The organism is Pedococcus bigeumensis (genome assembly GCF_039531795.1).
GTDB lineage: Bacteria > Actinomycetota > Actinomycetes > Actinomycetales > Dermatophilaceae > Pedococcus > Pedococcus bigeumensis.
In genome coordinates this window covers 1,017,071-1,032,595 of record NZ_BAAAQS010000003.1, presented here as the reverse complement: position 1 = coordinate 1,032,595, position 15,525 = coordinate 1,017,071, and the positions used below count along the sequence as shown (strand labels likewise).

Annotated in this window: 11 protein-coding genes; 7 read left to right on the top strand and 4 right to left on the bottom strand. The window is 71.3% G+C overall.

The window, feature by feature from the left end; all coding sequences use genetic code 11:
* Position 1 precedes the first annotated feature (1 nt).
* Positions 2–3,373: a GH36-type glycosyl hydrolase domain-containing protein gene (locus ABD262_RS15510; protein ID WP_344138114.1), complete on the bottom strand. Its 3,372-nt coding sequence runs from the start codon at positions 3,371–3,373 to the stop codon at positions 2–4.
* 325 nt (positions 3,374–3,698) lie between these two features.
* Here ABD262_RS15510 and ABD262_RS15505 point away from each other — a divergent pair, with 325 nt between their 5' ends.
* From ABD262_RS15505 to ABD262_RS15480, 6 genes are all read left to right on the top strand, one after another.
* Complete coding sequence (locus ABD262_RS15505; RefSeq protein ID WP_344138111.1) at positions 3,699–5,270, top strand: ABC transporter substrate-binding protein; 1,572 nt, start codon at positions 3,699–3,701, stop codon at positions 5,268–5,270.
* Positions 5,271–5,382: 112 nt separating this feature from the next.
* Positions 5,383–6,372 carry an ABC transporter permease gene (locus ABD262_RS15500; protein ID WP_344138108.1) on the top strand — a complete coding sequence of 330 codons (990 nt, stop codon included), beginning with the start codon at positions 5,383–5,385 and terminating at the stop codon, positions 6,370–6,372.
* A complete protein-coding gene (locus tag ABD262_RS15495; protein WP_344138105.1) occupies positions 6,369–7,298 on the top strand; it encodes an ABC transporter permease in 930 nt (309 codons plus the stop codon). The genes ABD262_RS15500 and ABD262_RS15495 overlap by 4 nt, the downstream gene beginning before the upstream one ends.
* Before the next feature lies 1 nt (position 7,299).
* Complete coding sequence (locus tag ABD262_RS15490) at positions 7,300–9,216, top strand: ABC transporter ATP-binding protein (RefSeq protein WP_344138102.1); 1,917 nt, start codon at positions 7,300–7,302, stop codon at positions 9,214–9,216.
* A 66-nt stretch (positions 9,217–9,282) separates the two neighbouring features.
* On the top strand, positions 9,283–10,377 hold the full coding sequence (locus tag ABD262_RS15485; RefSeq protein ID WP_344138099.1) for a LacI family DNA-binding transcriptional regulator: 1,095 nt from the start codon (positions 9,283–9,285) through the stop codon (positions 10,375–10,377).
* 54 nt (positions 10,378–10,431) lie between these two features.
* Complete coding sequence (locus tag ABD262_RS15480; RefSeq protein ID WP_344138096.1) at positions 10,432–11,076, top strand: malonic semialdehyde reductase; 645 nt, start codon at positions 10,432–10,434, stop codon at positions 11,074–11,076.
* A gap of 369 nt (positions 11,077–11,445) precedes the next feature.
* Here the strand turns inward: ABD262_RS15480 and eda are convergent, their stop codons facing one another.
* The 3 genes from eda to pdxH form a co-directional block, all read right to left on the bottom strand.
* Complete coding sequence (gene eda, locus ABD262_RS15475; RefSeq protein WP_344138094.1) at positions 11,446–12,150, bottom strand: bifunctional 4-hydroxy-2-oxoglutarate aldolase/2-dehydro-3-deoxy-phosphogluconate aldolase; 705 nt, start codon at positions 12,148–12,150, stop codon at positions 11,446–11,448.
* Positions 12,147–14,072, bottom strand: coding sequence for a phosphogluconate dehydratase (edd, locus tag ABD262_RS15470; RefSeq protein ID WP_344138091.1), 1,926 nt, complete (start codon positions 14,070–14,072; stop codon positions 12,147–12,149). Before edd ends, eda begins: the two co-directional genes overlap by 4 nt.
* A gap of 241 nt (positions 14,073–14,313) precedes the next feature.
* On the bottom strand, positions 14,314–15,009 hold the full coding sequence (gene pdxH, locus ABD262_RS15465) for a pyridoxamine 5'-phosphate oxidase (RefSeq protein ID WP_344138088.1): 696 nt from the start codon (positions 15,007–15,009) through the stop codon (positions 14,314–14,316).
* A 111-nt stretch (positions 15,010–15,120) separates the two neighbouring features.
* Between pdxH and ABD262_RS15460 the strand changes: the two genes are divergently transcribed.
* Positions 15,121–15,522: a hypothetical protein gene (locus tag ABD262_RS15460; protein ID WP_344138085.1), complete on the top strand. Its 402-nt coding sequence runs from the start codon at positions 15,121–15,123 to the stop codon at positions 15,520–15,522.
* The last annotated feature ends 3 nt before the right edge of the window (positions 15,523–15,525 follow it).

Sequence of the window (15,525 nt, the reverse complement as noted above, 5' to 3'; positions counted from 1 at the left end):
GTCAGGAGAGCTCCACGACCAGCTCGACCTCGTCACCCGAGGCCCGGGCCAGGAGGTCGCCGCGCGTCACGCTGACGCCCGCGGCGCGGTAGGGGTTGACCAGCGGTGCCGTCGTCAGCTCACGGCCACCCGAGGTGACCCGCACCACGCCGAAGCCGGCGCCTCCGACACGGTAGGTCACCCGGAGTCGCTTGTCCCCCAACGGGATCCGTGCAGTGAGTCCGTCGAGGCCGGGGGCGAGGACGGGGTCGAGCTCCACCCGGTCGCCCCGCGACCGGACCCCCAGCAGCGTCTCGGCCAGCAGCCGGAGGTAGAGACCCGGCCCGGAGGAGTAGACCCGCCACCCGCCTTCGAGGTCGACGTCGCCGGCCATCAGCGCGGCATACCGCTCGCTCGCGTCGAGTCGGTCGTCGAAGACCCCGTCGGACGACGAGTAGTACGTCGTGCTCTGGCGCGGCCGGGCCCGCGGCACGCGCTCGGTCACACCGATCGGGTTGGCCTGGCAGAGCGCGGCGAAGAGCCGGTCGGCGTCACCGACCCGCGCCAGGGCCTCGGCGTAGCGCAGGTGCGCGTGCATGTACATGAGCCCGATCTCCCGGCCCCAGAACGTGCTCGCCTCGGCCCGCTGGAAGACGGTCATCGGTCCACCACGGTAGGTGACGGGCCGGTCGAACAACCGCGCACCGTCGGGACCGAGCAGGTGCTCGTCGATCAGGTCGAGGTGGTGCCGCGCCTGCTCGGGGCTGAGCAGGTCGGCCGAGATCGCATGGATCCAGGGCAGCACGCCGTAGGTGAGGCCGGTGCGGGTGTCGCGCGGGTGCACCAGCGGCTCGGACGTGCCGTCGTCGTTCAGCAGGACGTAGCCGGGCAGCACCCCGTCGACGACGAGGTCGTCGGTGATCGCCGTGTGCGCCGCGTCGGCCGCGGTGCGGGCGCGCGTGACGAGGTCGGGCGCTGCACCGCACGACTCCAGCCCGTCGGCGAGCGAGCGCAGCGCGGTCACCAGCAGCACGGTCGTCCAGGTGGACACCAGACGAGCGGCGAGGTGCGGGTCGGCCGGCTGGAGCGAGTCGTTCCAGTCACCGTGGCCGTAGGCCGGCAGCGGCGACCCCGGGACGCGGACCTCCGCGACGCGGTCGAGGGCGCGGCGCAGGTGGTCCTCCACCGACGCGGGGGCAGTCAGCCCGTCGTCGCCGACGAAGGGCAGGCCCTCGCTCAGCAGCGAGGCGTCGCGGGTCGCCTGCAGGTAGTCGCCCACGGCGAGCACGGGCCAGTAGAGGACGTCACCGTGGGCGTCGTGCTGACCGCTCTCCGCGAGCGGCGGGAGGAAGTCGAAGGCCTGCGGCCAGTCGCCCCGGGCGTTCTGGGCACGGAAGATCCGCAGGAGGACGTCGCGCTGCTCGTGGTCTCGACCGAGGGCGGTGAGGAGCCCCACCGGTCCCTGGCAGACGTCGCGCGTGCCCCACGCGCCGCCGGAGAACTGCTCCAGCCCGCGCGGCGAGAGGTAGTGCACGAGGGCGTTCTGGGTGAACCACGGCAGGGCGGTGTCGATGCGCGCCACCTCGGCCGCCAGGCTCGCGTCCGCGGCGCCTGCGGTGAGCCGGAGCGCGCCGGCGACCGTGGCCGGCCACTGCGGGCCGAGGTGCTGGTCGGCGCCCGGCTGCACCTCGAGGTCAGGGGCCTCGCAGGTCACGCCGAGCGTCAGGGCGAAGCGTCCACGTGGCTGGACGTCGAGCGTCACCCACGGGGTGCCGCGGTCCGCACCGTCGGGGAAGAGCGGGCCGTCACCCGCCACGGACACGTCGCCCGCGGCCCACTGGAGGTGGAGGGCTGCGGTGCCGTCCCCCACGTCCACGCCACGCTCGTGCGTGACCACGTCGTAGGCCGCGGCGTCGAGCCCGTCGTCGCCCGACAGGGCGATGTTGAGGGCCACCAGCAGCCGCCGCGGCGCGCCGGACAACCAGCGGACCGACAGCCCGAGCTCGTGCGAGCCCGCCGTGGCGGTGGAGCTGACCTCGAGGGCCAGGTCGTCGCGGGCGTACCACCAGGTGGCGCCGTCGGTGCGCAGCGACCAGGCGCTGGGCAGCTCGAGGAGTGCCCAGCCCCGGGGCGTGGACGGGTCCTCCACGAAGATGCGCAGGCCGTGGGCACGCTGCACCCCGAGGTAGCCGCGCCTGGTCGACAGCAGGCGGCCGCGGCCGACGTGGCCGCGGGTCAGCTGCGAGTGGAACGCCCCGGTCATCCAGAGCGTGGAGGTCAGCGACCCGGTGTCGGGGACGAGGGCGTCGCCGGTGCGCAGCACGTGTCCGTGCGGTCGCAGCACCTGGCGCTCCTTGGCCGCGGTGACGACGTGCGCGCCGTCGCCGCCGAACCACGAGAGCACCGCGCCGTCGGCGTCGGTCTCGAGGTGTCGCGGGTCGGAGTGGCCGGACAGCTCGGCGAGGGTGTCGGTGTCGAGGTCGTCGGCGACCAGGGCGGGTGCCTCGCTGAAGAGGGACCGCTCAGCCGCGGCAGCCGGGTCACCGTCGGCGGACCCCGGCGACCGGGCGCCCACCTGGGCGTCGGCCTCGGGCTGGGCGAGGGCCTGCGTCGCCCACGCGGCGTCGGCATCCGACGTCGCATCCGGGTGGTCGGGGCTGTAGATCCCGTAGAAGCCGGTGTCGTGGCGGCCGCCGGCGGCCAGCTGCACGGGGGCGTCCTGGAGCACGGCGAGGGCGTGCTCGTGCTGGAGCCGGTGGGAAGGGAGGGCGGCGGCGGACAGGGCGTCGGGCACGCCCGGCCGGGTCGCGCCGCGGACGAGCTGGAGGGTGTCCGTGGCCCAGCCGCGTCCCCGGCCGAGCGATCCGAGCAGCAGCCACGGCACCGCCGGCCCAGGCATGTTCTGCCGGACGGCGAGGGCGGTGCCGTGGGCGGTCGTGACGGGCGTCAGGTCGAGGTACTGGCTGACGTAGAACTCGTTGATGCGGATCGCGTCGTACGGCGCCAGGCCCGGGTCGTGGGCGAGCACCACGTCGACCGCCACCTCCGTGTCGCGGGTGTTCTCCACGCTGACGTGCCAGAACCACGCGGGGGCACCCTCGGCGAGGAGGAACCGCGCGGCATACCGCAGACCGTCCCACTCACCGGTGACGACGGGGCCCTGCTCCGCCCACGTCACCACGCTCCGGCTGGACGGCCCGAGCAGCGGCACCCACGCCGCCGCATCACCGTCGAGCCGGCGCAGGTAGAGGTTGGCCGGACCTGCCTCGTGAGCGCTCGCCGGATACATCAGCAGTGACGTGTCAGCGACGTCGAGACGGGCCAGACAGGCGTGTGCGGTGAACACCGCCCGCAGCCCGGAGGCACTGGAGAGCTCGTGGTGGCCACGCGTCATCGCATTCGTCCTGGAAGGCACCCCTCGTGTATAGCAGTCGAGTCACCTTGAAAGACAAGGCGAAATCCCTTGTAAATAAATGAAACTCAATCGCTGAGCACGAACCTGGTCCATGAAAGTACTTTCATGGCAATAACCGTTGACATGCGACGTTCGACCATCTCAGGGTGAAAAGACATTCACCACCGGAGGTCAGTCAATGGCGACGACTATTGCTCGAAAGACTAAAACCGTTGTGGCTCTTGCAGTTTGCGGAGCCCTTGGCATGACGGCATGTGCCGGCGGAGGCGCCTCAGGCAAGAGTGGGGGCGCAGGCGGCGACGGCATGATCGCCCAGCTCACCTTCCCGAGCGACGCGCCCGCGGCCATGGGTGGTCTGGTCGACTACAACCCGTACGCCGTCAACGCGCTGACGAAGACGTGGCTCTACGAGCAGGTGATGATCCGCAACGGCATCACCTGCGAGATCACCCCGTGGCTCGCCACCGACTACAAGTGGGGCGGTGACGCGAGCGAGCTGACCTTCACCATCCGTGAGGGCGTGAAGTGGAGCGACGGCCAGCCGCTGACGGCCAAGGACGTGGCCTTCACATACAACCTGGCGAAGAAGTACCCGGCGATCGACCGGGCGGCGATCTGGAAGCCGACGTTCGGCGCCCCCGCCAAGTCCATCACCGCCGAGGGCAACAAGGTCAAGATCGTCTTCGCGGGCAACGCCGCTCCGAAGTTCGACGAGCTGATCAAGCTCCAGATCCTGCCGGAGCACGTCTACAGCAAGGTCGGCGACGTCACCAAGTACATCGACAAGTCCCCGGCCGGCTCCGGCCCGTTCAAGGTCGGCCAGTACAACGGCCGCCGCCTCGAGCTGGTCCGCCGCCCCGACTACTGGCAGGCCGACAAGGTCAAGGTCCAGAAGCTGGTCCTGGAGGGCAACTACGACGCCTCGCAGGCCGCGCTCAAGCTCCGCTCCGGGCAGCTCGACGCCTACTGGGGTGAGATCCCCAACCCGGAGCGCTCCTTCGTCGGCGCCGACCGGAAGACCAACCACTTCTGGTACGCCCCCAACGGCTCCACGGTGCTGACCCCGAACGTCGAGAAGGCTCCGTTCGACGACCCGAAGTTCCGCGAGGCGCTCGCCCCCGCGCTGAACCGCGACGAGATGTCCCAGAAGGCGACCTACGGGATCATGAAGCCGGCCAGCCAGACCGGGCTCAAGCTCCCGGCGGCGGCCAAGCTGCTGCCCGCGAAGTACGCCGCGAACGGTGGCGCCGACACGGTCATCAAGTTCGACGCCGCCAAGGCCAACCAGATGCTCGACGCCGCGGGCTACACCAAGGGCAGCGACGGCAAGCGGAGGGGCAAGGACGGCAAGCCGCTCAGCATCGCGTTCACCGTCCAGGCCGGCTACATCGACTACCAGTCGATGGCCGAGGTCGTCGTGCGCAACCTCAACTCGGTCGGCGTGACCACCAAGCTGACGGCCACGGCGCCCGAGAGCGTCGACGCCCAGAAGAAGTCCGGCGACTTCCAGCTCATGTTCGAGTACTTCAACGGTGGCTGCGACAACGCCAAGAACTTCGGCGGCAAGCTGGCGTCCGACCAGATCCCCACCAAGACCGAGATCCTGCCCAACGTCGAGCGCTGGAACGACCCCGCCACCGACGCGACGCTGAAGGAGCTCAGCGCCACGACCGACGAGGCGAAGCAGAAGGAGCTCGTCGGGACGCTCGTCGACACGATGATGACGCAGTATCCGGTGACGCCCCTGATCTACGCCCCGGCGCGCATCCTCTATCGCACCGACAAGGCCGTCGGCTGGCCCAGCGAGGCAGACCCCTACGCCCAGCCCGCCGACGACCGGCTGCTCATCCTCACCCACCTGAAGCCGGCGCGATGACCTTGCCGGCCTCCGGGTGCCTGAGCACCCTCTGGACCCGTGGGGGCGTCGACACCGACGCCCCCACGGGCCGGCAGGGGGACAGCCGGAGCGTGGGAGAGGCAGGTCCGCCGTGAGGTACTTCGCGCGCAAGATCGCGTTCTTCCTCGCGACCCTCTGGGCCGCGATCACCCTCAACTTCATCATCCCCAGGCTCCAGCCCGGTGACCCCGCCGAGGTGATGGTCCAGAAGCTGGCGGGCAAGGACGCCCAGATCAACCCGGCCGCCGTCGAGGCCATGCGGGCCATGCTGGGCGCCCCCGACGGGAGCCTGTTCGAGCAGTACCTCGCCTACCTCAAGGCGCTGGCCCACGGCGACTTCGGCATCTCGTACACCTACTACCCCTACCCGGTGACCGAGGTGATCGGCCAGGCCCTCCCCTGGACCCTGGTCCTCGTGGGGGTCACACAGATCCTGGCCTTCGTCATCGGGATCTCCCTCGGTGCGTATGCCGCGTGGCGGCGCAACACCCGCTTCGACAGCATCGTCACCCTCGGCTCCACGTTCCTCGGCACCCTGCCGTCCTTCTGGATCGCGTTGCTGCTGTTGTTCATCTTCGGCTACACGGTGGGCTGGTTCCCGACCGGAGGCGGCTACTCGGCCACGACGCCGGGGCTCAACGGCGCCTTCGTCGCCGACGCGGCATACCACTCCATCCTCCCTGCGCTGTCGCTGCTGATCACCGCCCCGATCGGGTGGATCCTCGGCATGCGCAACACCATGGTCATGAACCTCGGCGAGGACTACATCCGGCTGGCCAAGGCCAAGGGCCTGCCCGACCGCGTCGTGGCACTCCGGTATGCCGCGCGGAACGCTTTGCTGCCCAGCGTCACCGGCTTCGCCATCGCCCTCGGCGGCGTCCTCGGCGGGTCGATCCTGGTCGAGAAGATCTACGACTACCCCGGCATGGGTCGCCTCATGGGTGAGGCCATCGGCAACCGCGACTTCCCGCTGCTGCAGACCCTGCTGCTGTTCATCATCATCGGCGTCCTGCTCGCGAACCTCATCGCGGACCTGCTCTACGGCGTGCTGGACCCGCGAGCCAGGAGGTCGGAGTCATGACCGCAGGTGTGGTGCAGACCGGCGCCGACGAGCGCCCCGGCGACCGCTCGGACGAACGCAGCGCCGGCGACGCCGGCTACACGCAGCAACGCTGGTGGCAGCTCATCTGGGGCAACACCAAGGCCCGGATCGGCGTGCTCCTGCTGCTCGCGTTCATCCTCGTCGCGGCACTGGCCCCGGTCATCGCGCCCTACGACGGGACGCGGTCCGACTTCGAGGCGCTGCTGCCGCCCAGCGGTGAGCACTACCTCGGCACCACGAGCCAGGGCGCCGACATCTTCGCCCAGCTCGTCTACGGCAGCCGCATCTCGCTCGTCGTCGGGCTGTTCGGCGGCCTCGTGTCGACCTCCATCGCCCTCGTCATCGGCATGTGGTCGGGCTACAAGGAGGGCACGATCGTCGACGACGTGCTGTCCTTCATCACCAACGTCGCGATCGTCGTGCCGGTGCTGCCCCTGATGATCGTCCTCATCGCCTACAGCGAGGTGCGCGGCGTCCCGCTCATCGTGTTCGTCATCGGGATCACCTCGTGGGCCGGCCACGCCAGGGCGAAGCGGTCGCAGATCATCACCCTGCGCAACCGCGACTTCGTCACGGCGGCCAAGTTCGCCGGCGAAGGCTCCGGGCGGATCATCTTCCGGGAGATCATGCCCAGCATGACGTCCCTCGTGGCGGCCGGCTTCGTCGGTGCGTCCACCGGCGCGATCGGCGCGGAGGCGGGCCTGTCCTTCCTCGGCCTCGGCGACCCCAACACGATCTCGTGGGGGACGATGCTCTACCAGGCGGACGCCCAGGGCGCGGTCGGCCAGGGACTGTGGGCGTGGGTGCTCGCTCCCGGCCTCGTGCTGGCGCTGCTCATCACCTCGCTGACGTTCATCAACTTCGGGGTCGACCTGCTGTCCAACCCCCACCTCAGGGAGGACTGACATGACCACCACGACAGGTGCAGTGACCGACCCGGCCGCCCCGTTGCTCCGGGTCCGCGACCTCAGCGTCCGGTTCGAGCCCAAGATGTCGCCCGCCCTCACCGCCGTCGACCAGGTCAGCTTCGACCTCATGGACGGCGAGTTCGTCGGCCTGATCGGTGAGTCCGGCAGTGGCAAGTCGACGCTGGCCATGGCCCTGCTCAGTCTGCTCTCCAAGCCGGGCCGGATCAGTGGCGGCTCGATCGAGTTCGACGGGGTCGACCTCACCACCCTGTCCCAGGAGGAGCTGCGGCAGCGCCGGTGGCGTGACATCGCCACGGTGTTCCAGAGCAGCATGAACTCGCTCAACCCCGTGATGCGCGTGGCGGCCCAGTTCCGCGACGCGATCGAGGAGCACAGCGACCTGCGGGGCGACGCCGTGACGGCCCGCATCCGCGAGCTGTTCGAGATGGTCATGATCGACCCCAAGTTCATGACCGCCTACCCGCACGAGCTCTCCGGCGGCATGAAGCAGCGCGTCAACCTCGCGCTGGCCCTGTCGAACCGGCCGCGCTTCGTCCTCCTCGACGAGCCCACCACCGGCCTCGACGTCGTGGTGCAGCGCTCGATCCTCGAGGCGGTGCGCCGGCTCCAGAAGGAGCAGGGCTTCGCGGTGCTGTTCATCAGCCACGACATCGGCACCGTCATGGAGCTGTCCGACCGGATCTTCGTGATGTATGCCGGCCAGCTCGTCGAGGAGCAACCCGCCGCCTCCCTCGTGGAGGACCCGTTGCACCCCTACTCCAAGGGCCTGCTGGGGTCGTACGGCAACCCCCGCGCCGACACGGTCCGGGTCACCTACATCCCGGGCCGGCCGCCGGACCTCACCCGGCCCATCTCGGGGTGCCGCTTCGCCGACCGCTGCCCCGAGGCCATCGAGCGCTGCACGACCGACGACCCGCCGCTGCTCCCCCTGGCCGCCGGCAAGGTGGCCTGCCACGTCGCGCACCTGCAGCGCGGTCCGTCCGCGGACCGTCCGGTCGACCTCCCGGAGCCGACCCGGCGCTTCGCCGGGCCGGAGTTCGTCAAGACCGTCGAGGACAGCGCGCGGGCCCTGCGCGGCGAGGTCTTCCTCCAGGTCGACGGGGTCACCAAGGTCTTCGAGCGCCGTCGGGGCTTCACCCGCCAGCGGCTGACCGCCGTCGACGACGTGTCGTTCCAGCTGCGCAAGGGCGAGGTCACCGCGCTGGTCGGCCAGAGCGGCAGCGGCAAGACGACGCTGGCCCGGATGATCACCGGCGTCGACAAGCCGACGAGCGGCACCATCCACTTCAGCGCGTCCGACGGCGAGATCGCGGTCGAGCGGCTGCGCTCGCGGCAGCTGCGCAGCTACCGCAAGCACGTGCAGATGGTGTTCCAGGACCCCTACAGCTCGCTGAACCCGGCCCTGACGCTCCGCTACACGCTCTCGCGCCCCCTGCGCAACCACCGCGGACTCGGCGCCAAGGAGGCCGATGCGGTCGCCGGCGAGCTGCTCGAGACGGTGGCGCTGACCCCGAGCAACCGGTTCCTCGACCGCTACCCGCACGAGCTCTCGGGAGGACAGCGACAACGCGTCGTCATCGCCCGGGCGCTCGCCGCCAACCCCGAGCTGATCGTGGCCGACGAGCCGATCTCCAGCCTCGACGTGTCGATCCGCGCCGAGATCCTGGAGCTGCTCCAGGAGCTGGTGACCGGCCACGACATCGGCGTCCTCTACATCACCCACGACCTGCTCAGCGCCCGGCTGCTGGCCGACGAGGTCCTCGTGCTGTCGGAGGGCCGGGTCGTCGAGCAGGGCCACGCCCTCGACGTGATCCGCAACCCCGCGGACGCCTACACGCAGACCCTGCTCGACGCCATCCCCAACCCCTTCGACCGGGCGGCCGCCACGGGCTGAGGCGAGCCCGCGGCATACCGGCGCCTGCGCTGCTCCGGCGCGCCCCGGTGCGGCAAGATGGTCGCCATGGAGCCTGGTCCACCGGTCGCGATCGACGCCGACAGCGACCGCCCGGTGACGATCTACACCGTCGCCGAGCGGGCCGGGGTCAGCATCGCGACCGTCTCGCGGGTGCTGCAGGGCTCGGCCCGGTCGTCGCCGGTCACGCGCCAGAAGGTGCTCCGCGCCGTGGAGGAGCTCGACTACGTGCCGCTGCGGGCGGCCAGGACCATCGACGTGCAGCGGCACGAGGCGCACGGCCTGGTGCTGCCGGGGCTCACCGGCCCCTACTTCGCCGAGCTCCTGGCGGGTTACGAGTCGACGGCGGCGCAGTACGGCCAGTCGGTGGTCGTCGTGCTCACCGCGGGCATCGCCGACCTCGACACGACCTTGCGGACCCTGCTCGCGCGGGTCGACGGCCTCGTCCTCACCCACGGCACGGCCGGCGACGCGATGATCCGCACGCTGGCGCGCAACACCCCCACCGTCGTGCTCGCGCACACCCCCATCGAGGGCTGCGACACGGTCACCGTCGAGAACTGCGAGAGCGCCTCGGCCCTGACCACCCACCTCCTCGAGCACGGCCGCAGGCGGCTGGTCTTCGCGGGCGACCCGGAGACCTCCCACGACATCGCGGCCAGGTATGCCGGGTTCGCGGCTGCTCTGGGCGAGGCCGGGCTGACCGAGGCGCTCCCTCCGCTGCGGGTGTGGTTCGAGGAGTCGTCGGCGCCCGAGATCGTGGCGGCCCTGCTCGACGCCGGCGACGCGGTCGACGGCCTGGTCTGCGCGAACGACGAGCTCGCGCTGGCCACCCTGACCCTGCTGCGACGCCGCGGGGTCGCCGTCCCCGACGACGTGGCCATCGTGGGCTTCGACGACATCATGGCCTCGCGCTACGTCGACCCCGGCCTCACCACGGTGCGCCAGCCCACCCACGAGCTGGGCCGCTGGGCCGCGATCAGACTGCACGAACGCATCCAGGGCCGGACGCGCGACGTGCAGCCCCAGATCCTCCCCACCCGGGTGGTGCTGAGGGGGTCGTGCGGCTGTCCCTGGGACGGTCCGGAGCACTTCGCGGCACCCGCCCCCGCCGTCGCCGTCGGTGGGTCGGCGGGCGGCTGACCTGCTGCTCCGTGGTTGAGGAATGCAACCATGAAGTTGATTGTTCAATCACTCATGACCCAGACCCACGACTCCCTGACCGTGCTCGAGGCCCAGTTCGCCGCTGACCACCTCGAGCTCTCCCCCGAGGCCCAGGACCTGCTGTTCCGCGACGCCCGCACCGCCAACGCGTTCACCGACGAGCCGGTGTCCGAGGAGCAGGTGCGCGCCATCTACGACCTGGTCAAGTGGGCCCCGACGTCGATGAACAACCAGCCGCTGCGGATCGTGCTCGTGCGCACTCCCGAGGCCCGCGGCCGCCTCGTCGAGCAGATGGGCGGCAACAACAAGGCCAAGACCTCCACCGCCCCCCTGGTGGCCGTCCTCGCCGCCGACACCGACTTCCACGACGAGCTCGGCAAGGTCTTCCCGCACTTCGAGGGCGCCCGCGACCTCTTCGCAGGCAACGACGAGATGCGTGAGGGCTCCGCGATGCTCAACGCGACCCTCCAGGTCGCCTACTTCATCCTCGGCGTCCGTGCCGCCGGCCTCGCGGCCGGCCCGATGACCGGGTTCGACGCCGACGGCGTGGACCGCGAGTTCTTCCCCGACGGCGCGCACCGCACCATCGCCGTGGTCAACATCGGTCGTCCCGCCGAGGGCGCCTGGATGGACCGGCTGCCCCGCTTGGACTACGACGAGGTCGTCACCTCGGTCTGACCCCCGGGTCGGAGAAAAGAAAGTTGTTGCACGGGGCGACCTTCCCGAATTAGCGTCGAGCTACACGGAAGGGAGGTGGTCCAAGAAGTGATTTCAATTTGGACGCGTGAGGTGACTGCGCGCTAGCGCACCTCGACTGCTCGAGGTCCGCCATCCGGCGCAATCCCAAGCAGTTCACCGCAGCCCGTGGGCCGCGCAGGTCGTCCCCTGCGCACGCCGAGCCGCTCGAAGGCGGCCCGGCAGGGCCCACGGGCTGTTCCATGCCCGCCACCTGTTGCCGGCAGGCCCGCACCGACCCGGCGCTGGGCCGTCCGGTGCCCACCGGGTGGCAACACGTCGCCCCTCACGCGACGTGTTGCCACCCTGCTCTCAGTGGCGGAGCGCCGCCGCCTCGGCCGCCAGGGCCTCGATGCGCGCCCAGTCGCCCCGGGCCACCGCGTCCTTCGGGGTGAGCCACGAGCCCCCGACGCAGCCGACGTTGGGCAGGGCGAGCCAGGCGGCCGCCGTCTCGGGCGTGATGCCTCCGGTCGGGCAGAACCGCAGCTGCGGGCACGGACCGGAGACCGCCGACAGGTAGGGACGACCGCCGCTGGCCTCGGCCGGGAAGAACTTCATCGCCTCCAGCCCCGCCTCGGCCAGGGTCAGCATCTCGGTCAGCGTGCCGGCCCCGGCGAGCAGGGGGAGCGCGCTGGCCAGCGCCGCCTCGAGCAACCTCGGCGGCGAGCCCGGCGTGACCAGGAACTGCGCGCCGGCGTCCTCGACCTGTCGGACCTGCTCCGGCGTCACCACTGTGCCGGCGCCGACGACCATGCCCTCGACCTGCGAGGCCACCGCCTCGATCGCGCCGAGCCCCGCCGCGCTGCGCAGCGTGATCTCGATGACCGGTATGCCGCCGCGCACCAGCGCACGGGCCAGCGGCACCGCCTGCTCGACCGTGTCGACCACGACGACCGGGATGACCGGCGCCAGGGCGAGGACGTCGGCGCCGTCGCGCAGGAGCGGCCGGCTCCCCGCGGGGTCGCCGGGCGTCAGGTCCCCCGGGGACTCGGTGGTGTGAAGGCTGCTGGTCGTCATCGGGTCTCCTCGTGGCTCAGGAACGGTGCGGCGTCGGCCTTCTCCCACAGCCTTCCGAGGCTGCCGAAGACGTGGGCCCCTTCGTCGGCCCGGCCGACTGCGCCGCGCATGGCGGCGAACAGCTCACGGCCGGTGCCGATGCCTTCCTCGCTGACCCGCGGGGAGGGCACCCGGGCGGCGAACTCCTCGTCGTCCACCAGCACGTCGAGGCGCCCGGTCAACGAGTCGACCCGCACCACGTCGCCGTCCTGGAGCTTCGAGATCGGCCCGGCGTGCACCGACTCGGGGGTCACGTGGATGGCTGCCGGGATCGCGCCCGACGCCCCACTCATGCGGCCGTCGGTCACCAGCGCCACGGCATACCCCCGCTTCTGGAGCACGCCGAGCGACGGGGTGAGGGCGTGCAGCTCGGGCATGCCGTTGGCGGACGGGCCCTGCTCGCGGATGACCACGACGACGTCGCGGTCGAGCTCGCGGCGTGAGAACGCCTGGAGGAAGCCCACCTGGTCGGTGAAGACGCGGGCGGGCGCCTCGACGACCCGGTGCTCCGGCGCCACGGCCGACACCTTGATGACCGCGTGGCCCAGGGTGCCACCCAGGACCCGCAGACCACCGTCGACGCTGAACGGGTCGTCGGCCGCGCGCAACACGGCCGGGTCGCCGGACTCCGTTGCCACGTCGACGAACTCGAGCCGACCGTCGACCAGCACGGGCCGCTGGGTGTAGCGCCGCAGGCCCGGCCCTGCGAGGGTCAGGACGTCCTCGTGCAGGAGTCCGTGGTCGATCAGGGTGCGCACGAGGAAGGCCGTGCCACCGGCCGCGTCGAAGTGGTTCACGTCGGCCGGGCCGTTGGGGTAGATCCGGGCGACGGAGGGGATCGCGGTCGACAGGTCGTCGAAGTCCTCCCACGTCAGGTCGATACCTGCGGCGGCAGCCATCGAGATGAGGTGCATCGTGTGGTTGGTCGAGCCGCCGGTGGCGAGCAGCGCGACGACGCCGTTGACGACCGCCTTCTCGTCGACGACCTGGCCGATGCCGTAGGGCGTGTCGGAGGCGGCGATCTCGGCGACCCGCGCGGTGGTCGCCGCGGTCAGCGCGTCGCGCAGCGGGTCGTCGGGGTGGACGAACGCCGCGCCCGGCAGGTGCAGCCCCATGACGTCCATCAGCATCTGGTTGGAGTTGGCGGTGCCGTAGAAGGTGCACGTGCCCGGCGAGTGGTAGGACGCCACCTCGCTCTCGAGCAGCTCCTCGCGCCCGACCTCACCGGCGGCGAAGGCCTTGCGGGTCTCGGCCTTCTCGGCGTTCGAGCGACCCGACGCCATCGGCCCGGCCGGCACGAGGGCGGTCGGCAGGTGGCCGAAGGCCAGCGCCCCCGCGACCAGCCCCGGCACGATCTTGTCGCAGACGCCCAGCATCAGGACCCCGTCGAACACGTCGTGGCTGAGCGCGATCGCCGCCGACATCGCGATGACGTCGCGGCTGAACAGGCTGAGCTCCATGCCGGCGCGTCCCTGGGTGATGCCGTCGCACATCGCCGGCACCCCGCCGGCCACGCGGGCGACCGCGCCGACCTCGCGCGCGGTCTGCTTCATCGCGGCGGGGTAGTGCTCGAACGGCGCGTGCGCCGAGAGCATGTCGTTGTAGGAGGTGATGATGCCGAGGCTGACGCCGGTGTCGGCGGCCATCACCGTGCGGTCGCTGCCACCGCACGCGGCGACGGCGTGGGCGAGGTTGGAGCAGCCGAGGTCGGTCCGCGCCGGGCGCAGGCTCAGCTCGGAGGCCGCGCGCGAGATCCGCTGCAGGTATGCCGTGCGGCTGGCCCGGCTGCGGTCGGTCACCCGGGCGGTGACGTCGGCCACGACGGGGTGGAGGGCAGGGTGCTGAGGGGTCGGTGGAACGGCGGTGGGGTCGGTGGGCGCCATGAGGCTCCTCGGATTCGGCGGTCGGGACGGGGACCGCGCGAACGGCGACACTGACGCGCGCGTGTGATTCCGTTCACAAGTCTGGGGCCACGGTGGCCGCCCGCTGCCGTCCGTTCCGGGATACGGACGGGTAGGAACGGCCTGTCGGCGGCGGCCGGCTCCCGCTCACCCACTCACACCCCGTCGTTCGGAGGATCCACCCGGTGATGGCGCGGTGGATCCTCCGAACAAGTGGCTTGGGTCAGGGCTGGCGGCGGCTCAGGGCCCAAGCGTCAGCGTCGTCGAGCGAGCCCGCGGCGACCCGGCTGAACACCAGCCGGTCGTGCAACCGGTTGCGACGACCGCCCCAGAACTCGACCTCGTCGCAGACCACCCGGTAGCCGCCCCAGAAGTCGGGGACCGGCACGTCGGTGGGGTCCCCGTGGTCGGGGAACTGCGCGGCATACCTCGCGTAGGCGTCCTCGAGGCCCTGCCGTCCGTCGATGGGCTGGGACTGACGCGAGGCCCATGCGGAGATCCGCGACGCCCACGGACGCGAGCCGAAGTAGCCGGCGACCTCGTCGCGGGAGAGCTGCTCCGCCACGCCCCGGAACCGGATCGCCCGGTACATCGCCGGCCAGGTGAGCGCCGCGGCGATGCCCCCGGTGGCGGCGATCTCGACGCCCTTGGCCGACTCGGTGCCGGTGACGAAGCCCGGGCCCCGCTCGTCGAAGAACCGCATCAGCACGGTGCGCACGTTGGGCCGACCCGCGGCGTCGACGGTGGCGACCGAGAGGGCGTAGGGCTCGGGGACGTCGGCGTGCACCTGCGCGCGCGCGACGGCGTCGTCGACCCAGGCCCGCGCCTGCTGCCACGGGGTGGGCGCGAGCTCGGCCTCGGAGATGCCTTCGCCGACGTAGTCGCGGCGGAGCGGGTCGGGGAGAGACAGGTCACTCATGGTCGAAGACTAGGCGGCCACCGTTTCTGATCTCCTGCTTCGCCCGAACGTTTCCGATCTCCTGCTTCGCCCGGAAGTTAGGGTGGGAGCCGGACCAGTCAGGGAGGCAGCATGCCCAGCAAAGGCAAGGCAGTCGGCAACCTCGTGAAGTGGGGCGTCAAGTACGGCCCCCACGTCGTGGTGCTGGCACAGCAGGCCAAGGAACCGGCAATGAAGGCCGCCCAGACCGCCCTCGACCGGCAGAAGGCTCGCCGTCGGGCGATCGAGCACGCGGCGACGGTGCGCGAGGGGAGCGTGCTCAAGACGTTCGACCCGCGCGCCGACCACAGCGAGCCGGTGTGGGTGGTGTTCTCCGGCGACGACCCCATCGCCGCCCACCCCACCTCCACGACGCCGATCGCCGAGCTGATCGCCAACAGCGACCTGGCCACGCGGGTGCGACCCGCCGACGTCCCGACGCCTGCGGCCCGGCTCAAGGAGCTTCCCCGGCGCCGGGCCAGGCGCTCCCAGTGACCC

What these genes read in the sequence shown, in the direction of transcription:
- ABD262_RS15490 (WP_344138102.1), top strand. Translation starts at nt 7,300, where the DNA reads ATGACCACCACGACAGGTGCAGTGACCGACCCGGCCGCCCCGTTGCTC.
- ABD262_RS15510 (WP_344138114.1), bottom strand. Translation starts at nt 3,373, where the DNA reads ATGACGCGTGGCCACCACGAGCTCTCCAGTGCCTCCGGGCTGCGGGCG.
- ABD262_RS15460 (WP_344138085.1), top strand. Translation starts at nt 15,121, where the DNA reads ATGCCCAGCAAAGGCAAGGCAGTCGGCAACCTCGTGAAGTGGGGCGTC.
- edd (WP_344138091.1), bottom strand. Translation starts at nt 14,072, where the DNA reads ATGGCGCCCACCGACCCCACCGCCGTTCCACCGACCCCTCAGCACCCT.
- pdxH (WP_344138088.1), bottom strand. Translation starts at nt 15,009, where the DNA reads ATGAGTGACCTGTCTCTCCCCGACCCGCTCCGCCGCGACTACGTCGGC.
- ABD262_RS15485 (WP_344138099.1), top strand. Translation starts at nt 9,283, where the DNA reads ATGGAGCCTGGTCCACCGGTCGCGATCGACGCCGACAGCGACCGCCCG.
- ABD262_RS15480 (WP_344138096.1), top strand. Translation starts at nt 10,432, where the DNA reads ATGACCCAGACCCACGACTCCCTGACCGTGCTCGAGGCCCAGTTCGCC.
- eda (WP_344138094.1), bottom strand. Translation starts at nt 12,150, where the DNA reads ATGACGACCAGCAGCCTTCACACCACCGAGTCCCCGGGGGACCTGACG.
- ABD262_RS15505 (WP_344138111.1), top strand. Translation starts at nt 3,699, where the DNA reads ATGATCGCCCAGCTCACCTTCCCGAGCGACGCGCCCGCGGCCATGGGT.
- ABD262_RS15495 (WP_344138105.1), top strand. Translation starts at nt 6,369, where the DNA reads ATGACCGCAGGTGTGGTGCAGACCGGCGCCGACGAGCGCCCCGGCGAC.